The sequence below is a fragment of the Haloparvum alkalitolerans genome (assembly GCF_055381565.1).
Genome location: NZ_AP043938.1, coordinates 1,989,910 through 2,008,788 on the forward strand (window position 1 = coordinate 1,989,910; position 18,879 = coordinate 2,008,788).

The 18,879-nt window shown below is 64.0% G+C and carries 16 protein-coding genes; 8 read left to right on the top strand and 8 right to left on the bottom strand.

What is annotated here, in order from left to right; all coding sequences use genetic code 11:
• The first annotated feature begins 202 nt into the window (after positions 1 to 202).
• Genes ACZ432_RS12215 through ACZ432_RS12235 form a run of 5 tightly spaced genes read left to right on the top strand, consistent with a single transcriptional unit; the run spans position 203 to position 4,599 of the window.
• On the top strand, positions 203 to 997 hold the full coding sequence (locus ACZ432_RS12215; protein ID WP_426962153.1) for a hypothetical protein: 795 nt from the start codon (positions 203 to 205) through the stop codon (positions 995 to 997).
• Positions 994 to 2,058: a hypothetical protein gene (locus ACZ432_RS12220; protein ID WP_426962152.1), complete on the top strand. Its 1,065-nt coding sequence runs from the start codon at positions 994 to 996 to the stop codon at positions 2,056 to 2,058. Before ACZ432_RS12215 ends, ACZ432_RS12220 begins: the two co-directional genes overlap by 4 nt.
• Positions 2,055 to 3,143 carry a signal peptidase I gene (locus ACZ432_RS12225; RefSeq protein ID WP_426962151.1) on the top strand — a complete coding sequence of 363 codons (1,089 nt, stop codon included), beginning with the start codon at positions 2,055 to 2,057 and terminating at the stop codon, positions 3,141 to 3,143. The genes ACZ432_RS12220 and ACZ432_RS12225 overlap by 4 nt, the downstream gene beginning before the upstream one ends.
• On the top strand, positions 3,140 to 3,865 hold the full coding sequence (locus tag ACZ432_RS12230) for a hypothetical protein (RefSeq protein WP_426962150.1): 726 nt from the start codon (positions 3,140 to 3,142) through the stop codon (positions 3,863 to 3,865). The genes ACZ432_RS12225 and ACZ432_RS12230 overlap by 4 nt, the downstream gene beginning before the upstream one ends.
• Positions 3,862 to 4,599, top strand: a complete 738-nt coding sequence (locus ACZ432_RS12235; protein WP_426962149.1) for a sensor histidine kinase — start codon at positions 3,862 to 3,864, stop codon at positions 4,597 to 4,599. Before ACZ432_RS12230 ends, ACZ432_RS12235 begins: the two co-directional genes overlap by 4 nt.
• A gap of 39 nt (positions 4,600 to 4,638) precedes the next feature.
• On the opposite strand, the gene ACZ432_RS12240 is transcribed toward ACZ432_RS12235, so the two are convergent.
• Together ACZ432_RS12240 and ACZ432_RS12245 are read right to left on the bottom strand one after the other, a co-directional pair.
• Positions 4,639 to 5,586 (bottom strand): DUF368 domain-containing protein, encoded by a 948-nt coding sequence (locus ACZ432_RS12240; protein ID WP_426962148.1) that lies wholly within the window; start codon positions 5,584 to 5,586, stop codon positions 4,639 to 4,641.
• 4 nt (positions 5,587 to 5,590) lie between these two features.
• Positions 5,591 to 8,749: an oligosaccharyl transferase, archaeosortase A system-associated gene (locus tag ACZ432_RS12245; protein ID WP_426962147.1), complete on the bottom strand. Its 3,159-nt coding sequence runs from the start codon at positions 8,747 to 8,749 to the stop codon at positions 5,591 to 5,593.
• Positions 8,750 to 8,847: 98 nt separating this feature from the next.
• On the opposite strand from ACZ432_RS12245, the gene aglG reads away from it, so the two are divergent.
• Positions 8,848 to 9,777, top strand: coding sequence for a glucosyl-dolichyl phosphate glucuronosyltransferase (gene aglG, locus ACZ432_RS12250; RefSeq protein WP_426962146.1), 930 nt, complete (start codon positions 8,848 to 8,850; stop codon positions 9,775 to 9,777).
• Positions 9,778 to 9,957: 180 nt separating this feature from the next.
• On the opposite strand, the gene ACZ432_RS12255 is transcribed toward aglG, so the two are convergent.
• The 6 genes from ACZ432_RS12255 to ACZ432_RS12280 are packed head-to-tail and all read right to left on the bottom strand — an operon-like array spanning position 9,958 to position 16,904.
• A complete protein-coding gene (locus ACZ432_RS12255) occupies positions 9,958 to 11,385 on the bottom strand; it encodes an oligosaccharide flippase family protein (RefSeq protein ID WP_426962145.1) in 1,428 nt (475 codons plus the stop codon).
• The gene (locus ACZ432_RS12260) at positions 11,382 to 12,500 is read right to left on the bottom strand and encodes a glycosyltransferase family protein (RefSeq protein ID WP_426962144.1); all 1,119 of its coding nucleotides are present in this window, start codon (positions 12,498 to 12,500) and stop codon (positions 11,382 to 11,384) included. Before ACZ432_RS12260 ends, ACZ432_RS12255 begins: the two co-directional genes overlap by 4 nt.
• A 1-nt stretch (position 12,501) precedes the next feature.
• Positions 12,502 to 13,764: a sulfatase-like hydrolase/transferase gene (locus ACZ432_RS12265; protein WP_426962143.1), complete on the bottom strand. Its 1,263-nt coding sequence runs from the start codon at positions 13,762 to 13,764 to the stop codon at positions 12,502 to 12,504.
• A 39-nt stretch (positions 13,765 to 13,803) separates the two neighbouring features.
• The gene (locus ACZ432_RS12270) at positions 13,804 to 14,844 is read right to left on the bottom strand and encodes a DegT/DnrJ/EryC1/StrS family aminotransferase (RefSeq protein WP_426962142.1); all 1,041 of its coding nucleotides are present in this window, start codon (positions 14,842 to 14,844) and stop codon (positions 13,804 to 13,806) included.
• A complete protein-coding gene (locus ACZ432_RS12275) occupies positions 14,844 to 15,908 on the bottom strand; it encodes a lipid II:glycine glycyltransferase FemX (protein ID WP_426962141.1) in 1,065 nt (354 codons plus the stop codon). The genes ACZ432_RS12270 and ACZ432_RS12275 overlap by 1 nt, the downstream gene beginning before the upstream one ends.
• A 3-nt stretch (positions 15,909 to 15,911) precedes the next feature.
• A complete protein-coding gene (locus tag ACZ432_RS12280) occupies positions 15,912 to 16,904 on the bottom strand; it encodes an NAD-dependent epimerase/dehydratase family protein (RefSeq protein ID WP_426962140.1) in 993 nt (330 codons plus the stop codon).
• A gap of 92 nt (positions 16,905 to 16,996) precedes the next feature.
• On the opposite strand from ACZ432_RS12280, the gene ACZ432_RS12285 reads away from it, so the two are divergent.
• Both ACZ432_RS12285 and ACZ432_RS12290 read left to right on the top strand, forming a co-directional pair.
• The gene (locus ACZ432_RS12285; RefSeq protein ID WP_426962139.1) at positions 16,997 to 17,851 is read left to right on the top strand and encodes a sulfotransferase domain-containing protein; all 855 of its coding nucleotides are present in this window, start codon (positions 16,997 to 16,999) and stop codon (positions 17,849 to 17,851) included.
• A gap of 42 nt (positions 17,852 to 17,893) precedes the next feature.
• Positions 17,894 to 18,751 (top strand): PHP domain-containing protein, encoded by an 858-nt coding sequence (locus tag ACZ432_RS12290; RefSeq protein ID WP_426962138.1) that lies wholly within the window; start codon positions 17,894 to 17,896, stop codon positions 18,749 to 18,751.
• Positions 18,752 to 18,879: the final 128 nt, after the last annotated feature.

The window sequence follows — 18,879 nt, forward strand, 5'->3', positions numbered from 1 at the left end:
GGACTCCCATCAGGGATCGCCATGACACCCATCACACGTCCGCCCGGATCCGCGAGCCGAGAGTCGGGTCGCGGGCGTCCGGTTCGCTCACCCTGCCGGATCGCCGCGACCCGGTACGCGACCCATACATATGCGCTCACCCCGCAAACGAGCGGGTCGACCACGGACCGAGCGCGCGCGTTCGCCTCGGAGGAGGGTCGGCGTGTCACAAAATGACGAATTCCGGTTCAGTCGGCGGCAACTGCTCGCGAGCGCCAGCGTCGTCGGGGCGGCCGGGCTCGGGTTCGCGCGCGGGAACCGTCGGGTGTCCGGGACGGACCCGTCGTACCCCAACGTCACGTACGCGGCGACGCAGGGGCCCTCCCTGCGCGTCGGCTGGCACGCCACCTACGACGATGGTCGCGAGGAGGACCCGCTCCGGTCCGTGTCCCCGGGGACCGATGAGTGGAGCCACGGCGACACCGACGCCTACGCGAACGAGCTGGACGAGGACGGCCCCGCCGGACCGGTCATCGACTTCGGGGATGTGGTGCCGGGCGACTCGGGCACGTTGAGCGTCGGGCTGTACGTCGACGCCGACTCGGAGCCCGGGACCGTGTGGGTCCGTCGGACGCTCGCGGGCGAGAGCGCCCTCGCGAGCGCGGTCGACGTGGAACTGTGGTACGACACCGGGCTGTTCGGCGTCGGCGGCTGTCGCGGCGCCGACGCGTCCGGCTTCGGCGAGCCGGTGGTCACCGGCACGCTCGCAGCGCCGGAGACGACCCTGGCCGCGACCGGCACGTTCGACGAGGGCCTCAGGCTCGACCCCGGGCTCGCGAGCGCGCGCTGTCTGGAGCCCGGCGAACGGCTGTGTCTGGGCTTCTCGTGGGCGCTCGACGAGAACGTCGGCAACGCGTATCAGGGCGCCGGAACGCAGTTCGCGCTGGAGTTCGGCGCCGTCGGCTGTGACTTCGCGGGGAACCCCTTCGTCGTCGAGCCGTGGGGGGGAGAGCAATGAGCCTCAGTCGCCGCGAGATCCTCGCCGGCATCGTCGGGACGGGGACGCTCGGCGCACTCGGTGGCGTCGGCGGTGCGCGGACCGTCGCGCTGCTGTCCGACCGCGAGCGCGCGGGCGGACTGCTGACGAGCGGCGACCTCGAACTGGCCGTCGAACTCGACTGTGCGGACTGCGCGGCGGACGCGCCTCCCGGCGTCATCAGCTTCACCGACCTCGACCGCGGCGACGAGGGACGGGCCACGCTCGCGTGGACCATCACCTCCAACCCCGGCCGGCTGTGGGTCCGGACGACCTGCCCGTCCGGCCCGGACCCGCTCGGCGACGCGCTCCAGGTGACCGTCTCCCTCGGTGGGACGACGCTCGCGGCCGGTTCGCTGACCGCGGTCCGCGAGGCGCTCGCCGGCGGCGTCCGGCTCGACGACCGCGACGGAACGCCGTGTCTCGACCCCGGGACGCCGCTGTCGCTGGTCGTCGAGTGGACGCTCCCGCCCGACGCCCCCGCCGCGGCCGCCAACGAGACGACGGAGCTGGCCGTCTCGGGGTACGCCGAGCAGTGTCGCCACGTGTCGGAGTCCGCGGCCGTCAACCCCTTCGAGGGGCTCGGCGACTGCCCGGACGAGCCGGACTGCGCGACGTGTCCGCCCGCGGACGGCGGCGAGGGCGAGCGCATCGCGAGCGCGACGTTCGCGTACGCGGGGCCGGACGACGTGCTCCTCGAGATCGTTCGCTCCGGGTCCGGTGGGGGAAGCGGTGGGAACGGTGGAGGCGGAAACGGCAACGGTGGAGGCGGCAACGGTAACGCCGGCGCCGGCGACGTCGCCTTCTCGGGCACGCTCGATGATGGCGACGAGTTCGACGCCGTGCTCCACGACCCGCCGTCGGTCTCGGGCGGGCCCGACTTCGACGTGGTCGTCGACGGCGCGGTCGTCGGCGGCTTCCACATCAGCTGTTCACAGCCCTTCGGCCCGGGGCTCGTGATCGGCGACGGCACGCACGACGTGACCGTCCTCGAGGCGGTCGATACGGACGGGTCGGTCCTGTGTGAGGTGGATTCCGCATGAACACCAGAAAACTCGCAAGCGTCGCCGCACTGCTGCTGTTGATCGCGGTCGTCGTGCCGTTCGTCGTCTACGCGGCCCCCTGGACGATCGGCGCCGACGAGAGCTACGTCGTGCTCACGGCGAGCATGACGCCGGCCATCGCGCCCGGCGACGTGGTGATCGTCGACGACCGCGGCCCCGGAGCGATCGCGGAGGGCGACGTGATCACGTTCCGCCGCGGCGACGAGCAGGTCCCGGTCACCCATCGCGTGGTCGGCGTCGAGGAGCGGAACGGCGACCGCGCGTTCGCGACGAAGGGCGACGCCAACGAGGACGCCGACGCGGGGTTGGTTCCCGCGAGCAACGTCCTCGGCACCGTCGTGTTGACGATCCCGTACCTCGGCTACGTCATCCAGTTCGGAAACTCGCCGTACGGGTTCCTCGCACTCGTCGTGGTCCCGTTCGGGCTGCTGGTGATCACGGAGATCTGGTCGCTCGTCGGCCCGCGGATCCGTGCCGGGTCGTCGGACGAGACGGCGTCCGCCACCGAGAACTCGGCCGACGCAGCCGACAGCGACCCCTCCGAAACGTCGAGCGGTGAACCTGCCGAGCCAGCCGTCGCCGATTCATCCGCCGGCGCGTCGGCCGCCGCTGTGGATCCAGGCGCTGGCGAGTCGGCCGCCGCGACGGCCGCCGAGAGCGATACCGGGAGCGAGAGCGCGGGCGAGAGTGGAGGCGAGATCTCCGTCGAGACCATCAAGGGGGCGGCCGCCGTGCTCGCGCTCGCGGCGCCGTACGCCGTCTACGTCGCCGTCCGGCTGCAGTCGCCGGTCACGCTCTCCGTCGCGTTCGCCGCGACGGTGACGCTGCTGGGCGCCGCGGGGATCCTCCTCACCGCTCGGCGGGCGACGCCCGCGGTCGACCAGTCGACGGCCTCGGACGCGGCGACCGAGAGCGCGGCAGCCACGCCGGCGTCGGACGGCGGGACGCCGCTGTCGGCAAGCGGCGACGAGTCCGAACCCGCGGACGCGACGGCCGATTCGGCGACCGACTCGGCCGACGACCCGCCGCATGACTCGACGGGCGCCGAGGAGGTCGACCGATGAGCCGCGTGTCGCTCCGGCGTCGCGTCGCGGTCGCACTCCTCGCCGCCGTCGTCGTCACGTCGGTCGGGTTCGGGGGCGGCGCGACGGTCGCGCTGTTCTCGGCCACCGGCGACGCGACCGCGGAGTTCTCGTCAGGGTCGTTCGACGAACCGGCCGGCGCAAACGGGGCCGGAGCGTTCGCCGCCGGCGCGAACGAGTCCGGTTCGGGCGGGGCGTCGGAGACGACCGCGGGCAACGGGACGGCCTCGGGCAACGAGACGAGGGCCGACGGCAACGAGACCGCGACCCACCCCGGGAACGAGACGCGGAACGGGACGCGGAACGGGACGGCGAACGGTTCGACCGCGCCGCCGGGCAACGAGTCGACGACGCCGCCCGAGAACGGGTCGACGGAGTCGCCGCAGGGCTCGGAGAACGGAACCGCGGACGCCCCGCGCAACGAGTCGACGGGGACGGCACAGAACGAGACCGCGACCGGGGACGGCAACGAGAGCGAGAACGAGAGCCGGCCGGAAAACGAGAGCCAGATGACGCCCGACGGCGGGACGCCCACGGCCAACGAGAGTGAATCCGGCGACGGGAACGCGTCCGGCGACGGGAACGCGTCGGCGTCCCTGACGAGCGCGTCCGCGGTGGGGCTCCACGACGGCGACGCGTCGACCCCGCTCGGCGCGTTCGACACCCTCGCAGGTGAGTCGGAGCGCGGAGGTGCGGTGCCGTGACCGACGACGCCGCGGCCGCGCGGGAGAACGAGGTCGCGTCGCCGACACCCGCCGCCGAGCCGTCGGAGGTGCGGGCGACCGACGTGATCGTCCACGAGCTCCGCAACGCGCTCGCGATCGCGACCGGGAACGCGGCGCTGCTCGCGGAGGACCGAACGGGCCCGAACGCGGCCCGAGAGACGGACGACCGCGCGCTCGACTGTCTCCGGACCGCACTGGACCGCATGGGGAGAACTCTCGACGACGCCGAGCGCATCGCCGCCGCGGAGCGCGTCGAGTCGCCGGCGCGCGTGGACCTCGAGCGGGTCGCGGAGGCGGCCTTCGAGTGCGTCCACCACGACGCCGCAGCGGGCGAGACGGCGACCGCGCCGACGCTGACGATCGAGTGCGACACGGTCGCCGCCGACCCGGCCCTGCTGTCGGCGGCGCTGGAGAACCTCTTCCGGAACGCGCTCGAGCACGGCGGCGACGCGGTCATCGTCCGATCGCTCCCGGACGGGGCGGGGTTCCTGGTCGCGGACTCGGGCCCGGGCATCGACCCGGACGTGCGCGAGGACGTGTTCGATCCCGGCGTGAGCACCCGCGCGGGCGGGGGCGCCTCCGGGCTCGGCCTGCACATCGTCGACCGCGTCGCGTCCGCTCACGGCTGGACGGTCACCGTCCGCGACGGTCCCGCCGACTACCCCGGTGCCTGTTTCGAGTTCCGGACCGGAAAACGCGCGACTTCGGAGTGACGGAGGCGTCGACCGCGGTCGCGCGAGGCGTGGGCCCGATCAGTACTCGATCGTCCCGGAGTAGCGGTCCAGGAGGCCGACCGCGAGCGCGCCGCCGACCGCCGCGAGCGCGAACTCCGGCGCGGCCGCGCGCCAGGTGCCGCCCGTCTCCGCGAGGACGCGGCCGACCTCCGCGACCGGCGCTCGGAGCGCGCCGACGATGAGGCTGACCAGGAACGCGAGCGTGGCCGCGCGGTCGCGTTCGAGCGCGCGCCGCACCGCGTGCGCGACGGTGAACAGCCCGACGAGCGCGCCCGCGACGAAGACCAGCACGGGCGGCGCGGTCTCGGTCACGCGGGCGGGCTCGCCGCCCACGGCGAGACCGACCAGCGCGTCGACGAACGCCGAAAGCGCGCCGCTCATGTACTCGTACTGGCCGAGGATGATCAACAGGAGCGAGCCGGAGATGCCCGGGAGGATCATCGCGCTGACCGCGACCGCGCCCGCGACGAAGAGGACGGGGTAGCTCCCCGCCCCGAGCGCGCTGGAGGCGTAGCCGGAGGTGAGGAAGGCGAGCAGGAACCCGCCCGCGGCCGCCGCCTTCCGGTCGCGCGTCGAGAGATCGACCTCACCGTAGAGGACGACCGCCGAGGCGGCGATCAGCCCGAAGAAGAAGCCGAAGGTGGGGACCGGGAGCGTTTCGAGCAGGTGGTCGACCAGTCGCAGGACGGTGACGATCGCGGTCGCAATTCCGGCGCCGAGGACGGCGAGGAACGCGCCGTCGACCTCCAGGAACGCGGCCCTGGCGTCGGGCAGGTTCCGGGGCCGCACGCCCGCGAGCACTCGCCGGATGCGCTCCGGGCTGACGGTCGTGATCGCGGCGATCAGCCGCTCGTAGACACCGACGATGAGCGCGATGGTGCCGCCCGAGACGCCCGGGACCGCGTCCGCACAGCCCATGGCGACCCCCTTCAGGTAGACCGCCAGCCAGTCCCGGAGCGCGACCATCGGACTACGGCTCCGCGGCAAGCGTCCCGGCCCGCGGTGCGGTCACGGCCTCGAACGTGCCAGCGCCGCCGTCGCCGTCAGCCGCCGTGAGCGAGTCCGCGAACGCGCTCCCCGACAGCGAGGACTCGTTCGTCGTGGTGCCGTCGTCCGTCTCGTTCCCGCCCGCGCCCTCCGGTTCGGTCCGCTCCTCTTCGAGGGTGACCGTCACCGGCTCGTCGTCGTCGCCGACGACCGTCGCCTCGGAGATGTCCACCTCGGCGCGGTTCTGGACCGTCGTGCCGTTGTCGAGCGTCTCGCCTTCGTCGAAGATCCGGTACGAGCCCTCGGCGCGGACGCTCGTGTTCGTGTAGCCGTTCTCGGGGCCGTACTCCGCGTAGCCCGTCGTGGAGTACGGCAGCGTGAACGTGAACTCGCCGTCCTCGTTCGCGGTCGCGTACTGCGTGTACGTGAACGTCTCGTTGCTGCCAGGCATCCCCATCTCGACCGTCGCGGTCACCTCCTCGCCGGGCTCGGCGCCCGAGCCCTCGACGGTCGCGCCGGGCACGCGCTCGAACGTCTTCACCCAGCGCTGGGGCGTCGTCGAGAGCGCGCTGCCGGGAATCCCGAGCACCTGCGCGACCTGCTGGCGCTGGAGCGTGCGCCGGAACGCCGGCTGCTGGTTCGCGTGCACGAGCCGGTAGTGCTCCAGGGCCGGCACGTCCTCGCTCGGGAACCCGCCGATGCCGCCGACCTGCGCACTGCCGTCCTCCTCGACGTAGGCGCGCGCGGCGCTCATGTTGTCGAAGGTCTTGACGGTCGGCTCCTCGCCCTGCGGCATGGTGTTGACCGTCACCTGCTCGCCGCTCTGCGTCTGCGCGTCCGTCTCCTGCCAGTCGACGACGACCGGCTGAGCGGAGGTGGCGCTGCCGTGGAACTCGTAGAGGCGCACCATCAGGCTCTCGTAGTAGCGCTGGTCGTTCACCTGCGTGACGGGCCGGAAGCCGCCCTGCTCGGTCTGCTGGTAGAGCAGACTGAAGAAGTCGTCGCGGGTGAGCTCCTGCCCCTCGTCGTTGTAGAACGTGACCGGCGCGCCGAACTTGGAGTTAGCGTCGATCATCTGCCAGTCGACCATGACGTAGCGGGTGTGCTCGCCTTCGTCGCTCTGGCTCGCGAGGACGTCCTCCGCGTCCTCCTCGCTCGGCGCTAAGAGGAAGTTGGCCGCCTCGGCCGCGTTCTGCTGGAAGGGGTTGGCGTTCGGGATGCGCTCGGCTCTGGTGGTGATCCAGTGGCCGTAGTCCCACCACGACTGCACGCCGTAGGCGCCCTCGGGGTAGTCGAAGTCGCCGTCCTCAGGGCGCTCGTAGGTGCCGTAGAACTCCATCGGGTTGTTCGCGCCCTCGAGCTCGCCCGGATGGGGCGTCTCGTCGTTCATCCACTGCAGGCTGTCGTCCCACTGGACGACGCTGCCGGGGCCGTTCTGCGCGCCCGCGGCCCACACCGGCGTGACCATGAACAGTAGGGGCGCGACGAGCACGAGCACCACGGCCGCGGCCGTTAGCACCTGCCAGCCCTGGATGTCGCTCGCGAGCTCGTCGAGGGGCTGGCCGCGGAGGTTCAAGGCGTCGAGCGCGAGCTGGAGGAAGTACGCCGCGCCGACCGCGACGATGACGGCGAGGTAGTAGTTGAAGCGCATCTGCGTGAACGCGGCGCTCGCGATGAACGCCGCCCACACGAGGAAGTAGAGTTCCTCCGCGTCGTACTTGGCGCGGTAGGTCGCGCCCACGAGGAACGCGGCCGCGATGGCGAGCCCGACGACCTGCCAGCCGACGCCGACGAGGCCGCCCACGAAGCCGTACACTTGCGGCAGCGCGTACACCGAGCCGATGACGACGAACGCGGCCGCGACGTAGCCCGTGTCACGCACGTCGTCGCTCTTGATCAGCGGCCGCGCGAGGATGTAGAGGACGGCGAAGAGTGCGAGGAAGAACGCGAGCCCGTACTCGGAGAGCACGAACTCGCCGAAGCCGTATCGGGCGAGGGGGGGTTGGGCCTCGCCGATGGTGCGGGCGGTCGCGCTCGTGCTGAATCCGAGCGTCCGGAGCACGTTACTGTACAGCGTGTTCCAGAAGGAAGGGACTGCGACCGAGAGCACACCAATAGAGAGTGCGATCAGCCCGCCGACTGCGGCCGGGTACGTCGTCGCGTCGAGATCACGTGCCTCCCACTCGCGGGCGAGGTACGCGAGAAACGCGCTTCCGACGGCGACGCCGAGCGGGAGGATGACTTGCAGGAGGGAGTAGCCGGTCGTATCGAAGCTAAAGGTGTCCAGAGGGATGAGCTGCAGAAGGCCGGCGATGCCCATCGCCACCGCACCGACGAACGCGGTCGGCTCCGGGCTCTCGCCGTGGACCACGTCGCTCGTGATCTTGACGACGAGGAAGATGCCCGTGAAGCCGACCATCATCACGCCGGGCTGCCACGTGTACATGTAGAGCGCGAGCGCGAGACCGGCCGCGGCCGCGTACGCGAGGGGGCGCTTGAGGGCCTCGGTGTCCTGGTCGACGACGAGTTCCCAAACGGGCTTTTCACGCTCTGCAACCGCAAAGGCGACGAGGAACGCGAGGACGGCGAGTGTCTGGAAGAAGACCTCACCCGCGTGGTGGTCGTAGAACCCCACGAGGGTGTAGTTGAAGAACGTCCCCGAGAAGAGTGCGAGGACACCGACCGCGACGACTGAGCCGAACTTCCCGACGAAGCGCTTCCCGATGAAGTATGTGAGGAGGCCGGTCGCGGCTGCGAACAGCGGCGCCATCACCAGCATCATTACCGTTGACGCGTCCTCGCCGAGGAACGGCGAGCTGACGAGGATAAGCGTCGCCGTGATCAGGTCATAGAGAGTACCGAAGTGACCTACATGCTGTCCATACGGAAATCCGGTCCACGCCTCAAACGGTAGCGTTCCCGGGAAGTTCTCGACGGTGTACTTCGTCGTGCGGGAGTGATACCAGGCGTCGTTCCCGCGGAAGAACGCTTCGCCGTCGCGGACGAACTCGCCGTAGTTCTGGAGACGGCTCCAGAGCATTAGGCCGAGGAACGCCGCGAGCGCGGGGACGTGGTACCACCGTTCGAGGAGGTCGAGCACCGAGTCGCCCGACTCATCGGGTGGGTCGCTCGCTTGACTCATTGTCTGAAGCAGACTGGCAAAACGCGCATAAGGCTTGTGATAAAGGGAGCAACCGCGCAGTCACAATACATAAACTGTGCTTACGTCATCGTCTACGTGTGAAAGTCTCGGTCGTCCTGTGCACGTATACGATGGATATGTACGACCACTTCGCGGAGGCCGCCGACAGCGTGCTCTCACAGACGTACGACGATGTGGAACTCGCCGTCATCGTCGACGGCACACCGGAGGTGTACGACCGCGTCGAGGAGGAATACGGCGACTGTGAGGACGTGGTAGTCCACTGTAACGACGAGAACGCCGGCCTTCTGAAGAGCCGGAACAAGGGTGCGGAGATCGCGTCCGGCGACGTAGTTGCGTTCATTGACGACGACGCTATCGCGGACGAAGAGTGGGTTGAGCGGCTGGTCCGTGCCTACGAAGAGGAGGACGCCATCGCGGCTGGCGGAAAGATGACTCCCGAATGGCTCGCGGGCAAGCCATCGTTCCTTCCCGAGGAGTTTTATTGGCTTGTGGGCGTCACACACCGTGGCTTCGCGGACGGACCCGGTGAGGTGCGAAACACGTTCGGGTCGAACATCTCGTTCCGTGCCGACATATTCGAAGAACTCGGCGGGTTCGACGCGAATATCGGCGGGCGAAAGGGAGACGCGAATTTGCAAGGTGGGGAGACGGAGCTGTGTGCGCGAATGCGCGAGCAGTACGGTCGCGGCGTGTGGTATGACCCCGAGGCGACGGTCGCGCACAAGGTGTTCGACTACCGAACGGACTTCTTCTGGCTGTTGGACCGGGCGTTTTGGCAGGGATACTCGAAGCGAGCAATGGAAACCTTGGTTCAGGAGGGTGGTAGCGAAGAAGGAGAATTCATAGGCAATCTGCTGACGGAATTTGTTCCCGGTCGTGTGAAGAAGTTAGCGCGGTCTCCGTCAATAGCGGCCGTGGTACAATTGATGATGTTACTGGTATTTACTCTGTGTGTGGGTAGTGGATATGTGTATGGTTTGTGGAAGTGGTTCGACCGCTCATAAAACCAAAAAGTGAAACGATTTTAGAACTTCTCGGCTACACGAGAGCACCGCAGTCAACCTGACTGTAGCTGTCTCTCTCGGGGATGATATTGTTGTACAAAAATTGAATCAGAGATAAGTAAGGCGACAAATTATTTTAATATCATTATGTCTGTCCATAATTGGAATCCTTGTGGATTTTCAAGCAGGTAGTGTCACCGGTAGGTACTGATTGACTATTTGTCTGATCTCCGGGTCAAATAGGACGAGTCCCCCGTATACTCCCGCACCGATGAGAATAGTGAGTAGAAGAGTCACCGTCGACAGAGGCCCGAGAGCTGTGACGATAGTGGCAACGATGACGCCCATTCCGACTGCGCTCCCGATTTGCCACAACAAGCTCCTGGTGGGATAGTCGATATCAAGCAACCTTTCGATGAATATCCACTGATAAGCTGTATCGATCAACTTCGCTACCAGCGTCGCTACGGCAGCACCTACGAGGCCGTAACGGGGAATCAAAGTGATATTTAGCGCCAAAGCGAGCGTTACTCCAACAAGCCGCGATCGGAAGGGAATGTCCGCTCGGTCCATCCCGGTCAGCAGGGAGTTGCCTATCCGTTGAATTGACTCCACGACCATATATCCAGACAGAACCAACATCGGAATGGCTGCAATAGTATAATTTGGATCATATATCGTGCCGAGTATCTCTTCCCCCAGGACAAAAATTCCGATGGTGCCGGGAAGCGGGAAAAACAGTCCGAAGAGAACGGCTCCCGGAATCACGCGCTCTATCTCGCCATGCTCTCCTCGACTCGCCCACCGGGATACTTTTGGAAAGATGGTGGTATTGATCGCTGACGTCGCGATAACCAGTACCCTAGTGGTCTGCCATGCGACTTCGTACGCACTCACATCTCCCCTCGTAAGCAGGACACCGATGAGAAACGTGTCGAGCCAGAAATATATTAGGTTAGTCGGCCCAAAAAACATTGTGTAGCGTGATATACTGAACACACGTGAGAAGTCGGCCCCCTCAGGAACCGCGAACGATAGATCCGAGATCGGGAAGCCGATAATCACGGTTGCGACGAAGCCCGCAATAACGCCATACATCAGTCCGACCGGGCCGTAGCCGATAGTGAGGAGTACGGCACCAATACCAACTCGGACTATATCTTGAAGTAGTTGGAGTAAACCGCCGGTAAGGACCCGATCCTCTGCTTGAAGCGTGCTAATTAACAAATCAGCGAGGAGCCACGTCCCAGTTCCCAACGCTAGGAGTCCTGGAACGTCAGCTCCAATATAGCCTGCGAGCGGTTCTCGAAGGGCATAGAAAGTGACTGTTGCGATCAGCGTGACTACAGTGACAACAGTTATCGTAACGGTAAACAGTTCAGACTGGCGTTCCCCTTCGCCGATGCGCCGGACAAGCGCTTGCCCTAACCCCATGTTCCCCAGCATCGAAGAGACTTGGATCACGAGGAAGAACAGGAAATAGACGCCAAGTTCTGATGGAGGAATCTCCTTCGTGAAGTAGATGAGACCCAAGAAACCGACGACACGAGCCGCCATCTGGATCCCAAAGAGCAGAATGCTCTCCCTGCCCGCATCGCTGTCGGTCATCTGCTAGGATCTTCCCGATCTGATGAGGTTAGATTTTTTCTAGCAGCATTATCAAAGGCGTGCGCCATTGCCTCGATTTTCGTAGTCCGCGCGAAGCGCTCGAACAACTCGGGGTCTGGATCATACATGAACGTGCCAGAACGTAGGTCATGGAGGGCAGACGATATCTCGTCGCTGTTCCGGGGATCAACGACGATCCCCAGTCCGTTCCGATCAATTATTTTGGCGACCCGGAAATCGGGATCGACGAGCGCGAGTATCGGCGTCCGGGCCCCGATGTAATCCCAAACCTTCGAGGGGACGCTCTCGCTGTTCTCCGGATCCGTTCCGCCGATGTAGAGGGCAACGTCTGAACCCTTCAACACCGGAACGATCTCCTCGTAGGGAACGAAGTCGTGTGTCTCCACGACGCTTTCGACTCCCGATTCTCGGGCGGCAGTGGAGTACTCCTCTTCCCAGTCGCCGTAGAACTGCGCCGTGAGGCCGGGGTCGTCCCGCTCGACGTACTCGCCAAGACCCTCGAGGAACGCGTATGGTTCTATCCAGCCATCGTAGAACGATCCGGCGTACGTCACAGTGAAGTCATCGTACTCCTCTGGTTCGACATCGTTGAACGTCCCCCGTTCGTACCCTTTGAAAGGCAGTTCGACGAACGTCTCCGAGTCGACGTTCGGATACCTCTCGCGGTAGTAGGACACTCCGACTTGGATACCATCGGTCCAAAGTACTCGCTCGGCCCGCGTGACACAAAGACGCTCGACGGCCTCTGCAACCTTCGTAAGCGGGGCGTCCGGGTCCCGGTCGGGGTTCGTCACCATCGGGTCACGGAACTCGACTACCCACGGAACCCTGAGGAGGCGGCTGACGACGAAGCCGACGAGTTGGAGGTGGAAGGGATTACTCACCGAAACAACGATATCAGCGTCGGATCGCCGCCCGCGACGGTAACACCGGAGTATCGACGGCAGGAACGTTTTGACGTACGGCTCCGGCACATGCCCGATGACCTGTTCCCAGCCGTTCTCACGGAGTAGCTCCTCCCGTGTCGAGAGGTCCGCCGCACGTCCCCCTGGATCGTCGGTGGTGACGTTCGATATCAGGAGTGCGGTCCGCATCTCAGATGTAGCCGAGGTCTTCGAGGTGGCTCCGCGTCTCGTCGCCGACTCGATCCGCGGTTTCGTAGCGCTGGTCGTCATCACCGATCCACTCTAGGAGCTCTTCGAGCAGGTCGGCGGCGACCTCCTCTTCTTCCTCTAAGAGGTTCCGGGACTCCGCGGGGTCCTGTGCGATGTGATACAGCTCCCGCGGTTTGACATCCCCGTTCGCGGTGCAGACGAGTTTCCACTCGTTGGACCGGACGCCGACGAGTGAGTCGATGTCGTTCCAGCCGAACTCGTAGTTCTCGTTCATTTTGTGGGTCAGCTTGTTCTCCGAGGTGAGTTGGCCGTGGTACGTTTCGAAGTACGCCAATTCCGGGAGGTCACCGTCGAGCAGGCTCCCGCCGTCAACGTCCGGACTCCCGATGTCGAGGGCGTCGAGTAGGGTCGGCACGATATCGATGGTCCTGACCTGCTCGTGGACCGTCCGCTCCGGGAACATCTCACCGGTGAAGATCAGCGGGACCCTGACCAGTTCATCGTACAGTTCGACCGCGCGGAACTGGGAGCCGACTCTGTTGCCTTCGCCGTCGTACACCCACGGGTAGCCGTGTTCCCGCGGCATCTTCGAGCCGTGGTCGGCCGTCAGGACACCCGCATCGACGTCGACCAGATCGAACAGCAGTTCCAACTGTCGCCCAACGAAGTCGGCTTCCTCGTGATAGCGTTCCTGCTGGCGGCCGATGTGCTGTTCGACGTTCTCGTAGACGTGCTGGTCGTCGAAGTCGGGACGTTCGCGGTTGCCGAACTCCGATCGGAGGGTGAAGTGGAGGTCGAAAAAATGGAGGAAGACGAAGTTGTCCTCGCCCTCGTGGTCGTGGAACCAGTTGATGGCGCGGTTCACGAGCACGTTCGCGGGGCCGAACTCTTGTCGACCCTCCATTCGGTCCTCGATTTCGGCGTGGTGTTCCCACGTATCGAACCCCTTGTCGAGGTTACCGGTGGGGAGCGGATAGCCGCCAGTGAACCCCGCCGTGTTGAACCCTTCCTCTTGGAGCAGTTCCGTCAACGTCGTCGCATCCGTCTCGTAGTCGACGAGCCAACGAACGTCATGGTTGTACGGCGCCTGACCGGTAAGCATCGAGGTATGGGAGGGACTCGTGAACGGGGCTTGGACGATGCAGGTGTCGTAGAAGGCCCCGTTCTCCTTCTCGCGTTCGTAGAACCGGTGGGTGAACGCGTCCGGCCGCGCACAGTCGACCGAAGCGAGGACGATATTCATGTTCGTGAGAAGCGCTGTCCGGGTGTTTAAGCTATTGGTTCAGAACGATTCGAGGGTCGCCACGACCTCCTTGGCGTCCGCTTCGGACATCCCCGCGTGGATCGGGAGTAGCACAATTTCCGCCGAGAGCGCTTCCGCAACCGGGAACGAGCGGTCTACTGACGGCGCCTCATCGTACTCGTGGAGCGGCTTCGAGTACAGCCGCGACGTTCCGATGTCGTGCGCTTCGAGGTGGTCGGCGAGCCGGTCAGCGTCGGCATGCCGAATCGGATATGCATGGTAAACGTTCGTTGCGCCTTGGCGCGTTGCTGGATGGCGACCGATATCGGATACCTGCCGATATATCTCGGCGATATGGCGCTTCCGGCCGACTGTCTCGTCGTAGTTCTCCAGTTGGCCGAGACCAATGGTGGCCTCGATATCGTTCATTCGAACGCTCCGGGGCGGTGGCGACACGTCGTCGGTGTTCGAACGGGAACGGCTCACTCGCTCCTCGATGGCAGGGTCGTCACTGAGAACCACCCCGCCCTCGGCTGTCGTGATGTTCTTGGTTGCGCCAAAACTACAGACGCTCACAGTCCCGATCGAACCAGTTACTCGTCCGTCGGCCTCTGCCCCGGGCGCCTGTGCGAAGTCCTCGACGACGGTGATATCGTTCGCGTCCGAGACGGTGAGCAGGTCGTCGACCCTGCTAGGTTCGCCGAATAGGTGGGCGACGAGGACGCCGTCTACGGAAGTCCCGACGGTCGATAGTGACTCCGGGTCGATTCCACAGGAGTCCGGTTCGGCGTCGACGAACGCCGGTTGCAGGCCTGCACGGAGGACTGAGTAAAGGGTCGCACCACAGTTATACGGCGAGAGAGCGATTCGGCTCCCGGAATCGAAGACGGCTTCGAGTGCCATCTCGAGAGCGACGCTCCCAGAGCAAACTGCCGTCGCGTACTTCCTGTCGGAAAACGCCCCGAAGGTCTGTTCGAACTCTTCGACGGCCTCCCCCGTCGAGAGGTCACCAGAAGCGAGGAGACTGCTGACGTGCTCGATTGTTTCCCGGTCTACCTGTGGGTCAGCGAGTGGAACCATCAGTTGCTTTGTTCGACACGGTACGCCGGGAAGTATCCCGACTCGGTGTCGACACCGGAGTCGGACGCTGCATCAACGAGCGTATCGTACACGTCGTCGATGTGTACCTGCTTCGCGATGTGGAACTCCCCGCGGCCAGACTCGGAGAAACCGCGCTTGAATTTGAATACGCCTGGACGGCCCCCCTGAAAGTCGAACAGTTCCCGTCCGGTCCTTCGCATCTCCATGAGCGATTCGTAGCAGATCAGGTTGTTCACCCTGAGGTCCCAGTAGTCAGGATCCGACGCGCGCAGGTAGTCATGGGCGATGTCGTCGTCGTGAACGACGAACGACCCCCCGATCACTTCCCCCTCGTACCGGGCAACCGAAAGCGTCGCCAAATCGTCCTCGGCCAGTAATGCCTCGAAGAACGAGAGCGGGAATCGGTAGTGTTTGGCTGCGTCCTGCGCCTTCATCGCGTCCGTGTAGATGTCGTGGAACGCTGCGTAGTCGTCGGGGTCGGTCGTTGGCTCGACGACGATATCCGTCTCCTGTGCCTGCCGAATAGCGTTCCGATTCCGCTTCTCAAAGTCGTCCCAGATGTCGTCGAGTGACTGGGTCAGGTCAACGCGAACGGTTTCCCTGTTGAAACTGGGATCGAGCGCCTCGAACGTCTCGTGGTTCTCGAGGTTCGGGTCAAATCGGACGAACTCGGAGACGATGTTCTCCCGGCGACAGTAGTCAGAGAACTCCTCAAGGAACGCATCCACGGTATCCTCGTCCGCCCCGACCGACGCGACCGGCCCCCCGTAGTACCACGACGAGACGATGTCGGAGTACTCCACGCCGTCGATATCGTCGACTTCGAACGGGAGTTCGGACAACGTGCGCCGGATATACGGGTAGTAGACGAACGCGTCGTCGGTCGTATAAACGAACGCCTCGGCGAATTCGGACTCCTGTTCGAACCCACCGGCCAGCAACGACATGTATCGTGGGTCGTGGTACGACCCAGCGTGCTCGAGCGAGTCGTACAACTCTTGCCACTCGTTCAGACGATTCTCGGTGAATATTTCAACGGTCATCTGTCACATGTACGGGTATTCGGAGTTACGCATCTCTTTCTGTGAGTAGTCCGTGATCTCCTCTTCCTCCATCCACTCCTTGATTTCCTGCACGCCGTCAGCGATGTCGTACTCGGCTTCCCAGCCGAGGATGTGGTTGATCTTGTCGAAGCTGACTCGGTAGGTTCGCTCGTCTTCCTTGTGTTCCACGAATCGGACTTCGGCGCCCTCGACGTTTTCCTCGACGATGCGGCCAACTTTCTTAATCTGGTAGTTCAGATCGTTGTCGCCGACGTTGAAGATCTGGTGGTCGACTTTCTCCTCGTCGGCGTCGAGGACGGCGGCGAACGCCCGAGCGGCGTCGTGGACGTGGACGAGGGGGCGGTACTGTTCCCCGCCGTAGACCGGGATGTCTCCCTCGAGGACGGCCTTTGCCGTGAGGATGTTCACGACGAGGTCGAAGCGCATCCGCCGGGACCAGCCGAAGATCGTGCCGAGGCGGAGAATCGTCGTCGTGATGTCGTTGTCGGCGAACTGATCCTGCGTTTCGTGGAGGATGATCTCCTCGGAGTCGATCTTCGACTCAGCGTACAGCGAGAGGGGGTTGAGGTAGGAGCCCTCATTCAGTTCCATCAGTTCGCTGGCGCCGTAGACGCTACACGTCGACGCGAAGACCAGGCGGTCGATGTCGTGCAGCTTCGCCACTTCGACGAGCGACTTCGTCGCTTCAACGTTCACCGACTGGGTCGCCTGCTCGTTGACGCCACAGGCAGGGTCGCCGACAATCCCGGCCATGTGAACCACCGCATCGCGGTCATCCATGGCGTAGGAGAGGTCCTCGATGTGCCGGATGTCCCCTTCGCGGATCTCGAGGTTTTCGTCGTCCTCAAACGGCTCCAGAGCGTCGTCCCCCCAGAGCATCGAATCGAGGACACGGACGTGGTGTCCGGCGTCGAGGAGTTCCTCGACGATGTAGTTCCCGATGTATCCAGCGCCGCCTGTCACGAGTACGCGCATTCTGTCCGAATTTTACTGAGAGTGAGTAAAATCCTTCCGCATTCCGGAATCGCTACATCAAATCATATAACTCTGCCCGAGTGACTGCCCTCATGAGCGATTTAACCAGCCGGGCGAAGGAACGTGCTTACTTCCTCTTCGCCAGCCTCTCTCCCCGCCGACTAGCCGCGAGATGGTCCGGCCCCCGAGTTCTCGCAAATAGCGTGCCGAAGTCGGGTACCAACCTCCTTACGCAGTGTCTCTCACTGTTCCCTGTGCTCCGTCCGTCTTTTGAGCACGTAACGATGAATTACAACCGTCGACCCGGAACTGACGAGTTAGCGAAGAAGGTGAACGCTACAAAGCGGGGTCAATTCACTTCTGCTCACGTCTTTTATTCTCCCGAAAACGCCAAAATCGTCGAAATGAATGAAATGAGAATGATTCTCATGACTCGAGACCCTCGCGACGTAGTCACCTCCCACTTCCACTATGTGTCAGAAAAGCACCCAGACCATCGGCTTCACGAGCACTATACGGACCTGCCCAACGACCACGAACGGCTCATGGCTTCTATTCGGGGTGTTGACGGGAAACATACCGACGATGGTGACCCCTTGGAAAGTATTGGAACCTGGATGGACTCCTTCCTCGCATGGGAGACGAAGCCCTACGTGGAAACCGTTCGATTTGAGGATCTCATTGGGCCGAAAGGTGGTGGGGATCGGTCATCACAGGAGCGGACTGTTCGACGTATCGCCCACCATCTTGATGTCAGTATTGACGAGAACGACCTCAGTCACATCGCAGACAAGACGTACTCAAGCGGAAGTGACACGTTCCGAAAAGGTCTCATCGGTGACTGGAAAAACCACTTCACGCCGGCACACGTCGAAGCATTCAAGGAAGAAACTGGGGATGCGCTCGTTCGCCTCGGATACGAAAACGACCACGCTTGGGGGATCTGACCTTCCCGATATCCTTTTTTACCTACCTAGGGAAGGCGACCTATGACGACACGAGTGGCTGCAGACCTCCACTTACACACGACGGCCTCGGACGGTACGTGTTCGATACCCGACCGCGTCGAGCAAGCCGTTGAGCGAGATCTTGACTCGATCGCTATTACCGACCACGACCGAATAGATGACGTCCTCACAGAGCGGGTCGAACTGCGCAACGGAATCTCGATCGTCACTGGGGTCGAAATCCGGGCAGACCTCTTCGACACGAAGATCGAGATACTCGGACATTTCGTCGATCCGGATAATGAGGAGCTCCTCGACGCTCTCGACCAGACGCGAGAGTTTCGGCGAGAGCGGAACCGCCAACTCGTGTCGAACCTCACAAACGCCACCGAACTCGACCTCTCCTACGAGGCACTGCAAGAAGAGGCCGACGGCACACTAGGCCGGCCCCACCTCGCTGAACGACTTGTTGATGGAGGTGTCGTTGACTCTATCGGAGAGGCCTTCGACGCCTATCTCGGGACTGGCGCAGAGGCGTATGTGCCGATGAAACGGCTCCCGCATGGTACAGTTCTCAACGCAATCCACGCCGCTGGGGGTGTTGCCTCTCTTGCACACCCCGGACGTATCCGCTCGGAACGTGTCCCCGAGATGGTCGACACTCTGGCAGATTCGGGACTCGACGGCATCGAGGTGTGGTATCCATACGACTCGGCCGGGCCGGACGCGTACGCTGACATCGATGTCGCAGAGGCAGACGAGCTTGCTGCCGAGTACGATCTCCTTCGAGTAGGGGGTTCGGACTGTCACGGTCCGGGGTCAGGTAAGTTCCGTATCGGCGGAACCGGAATCTCACGGGAGCAGTTCGAACTCCTCCGTGAGACTGCGGGACTATCGTAACGAAACAGTATTAGGACACGACAGGGAAAGCTGCGTATGGCTGAAACTGTAAACCGAGTCGGAGGCGATGCATCCGAACCACGGTACGCGCTGATTTTCGCGGTCGGTGTGATCGTCGGGACGGTGAT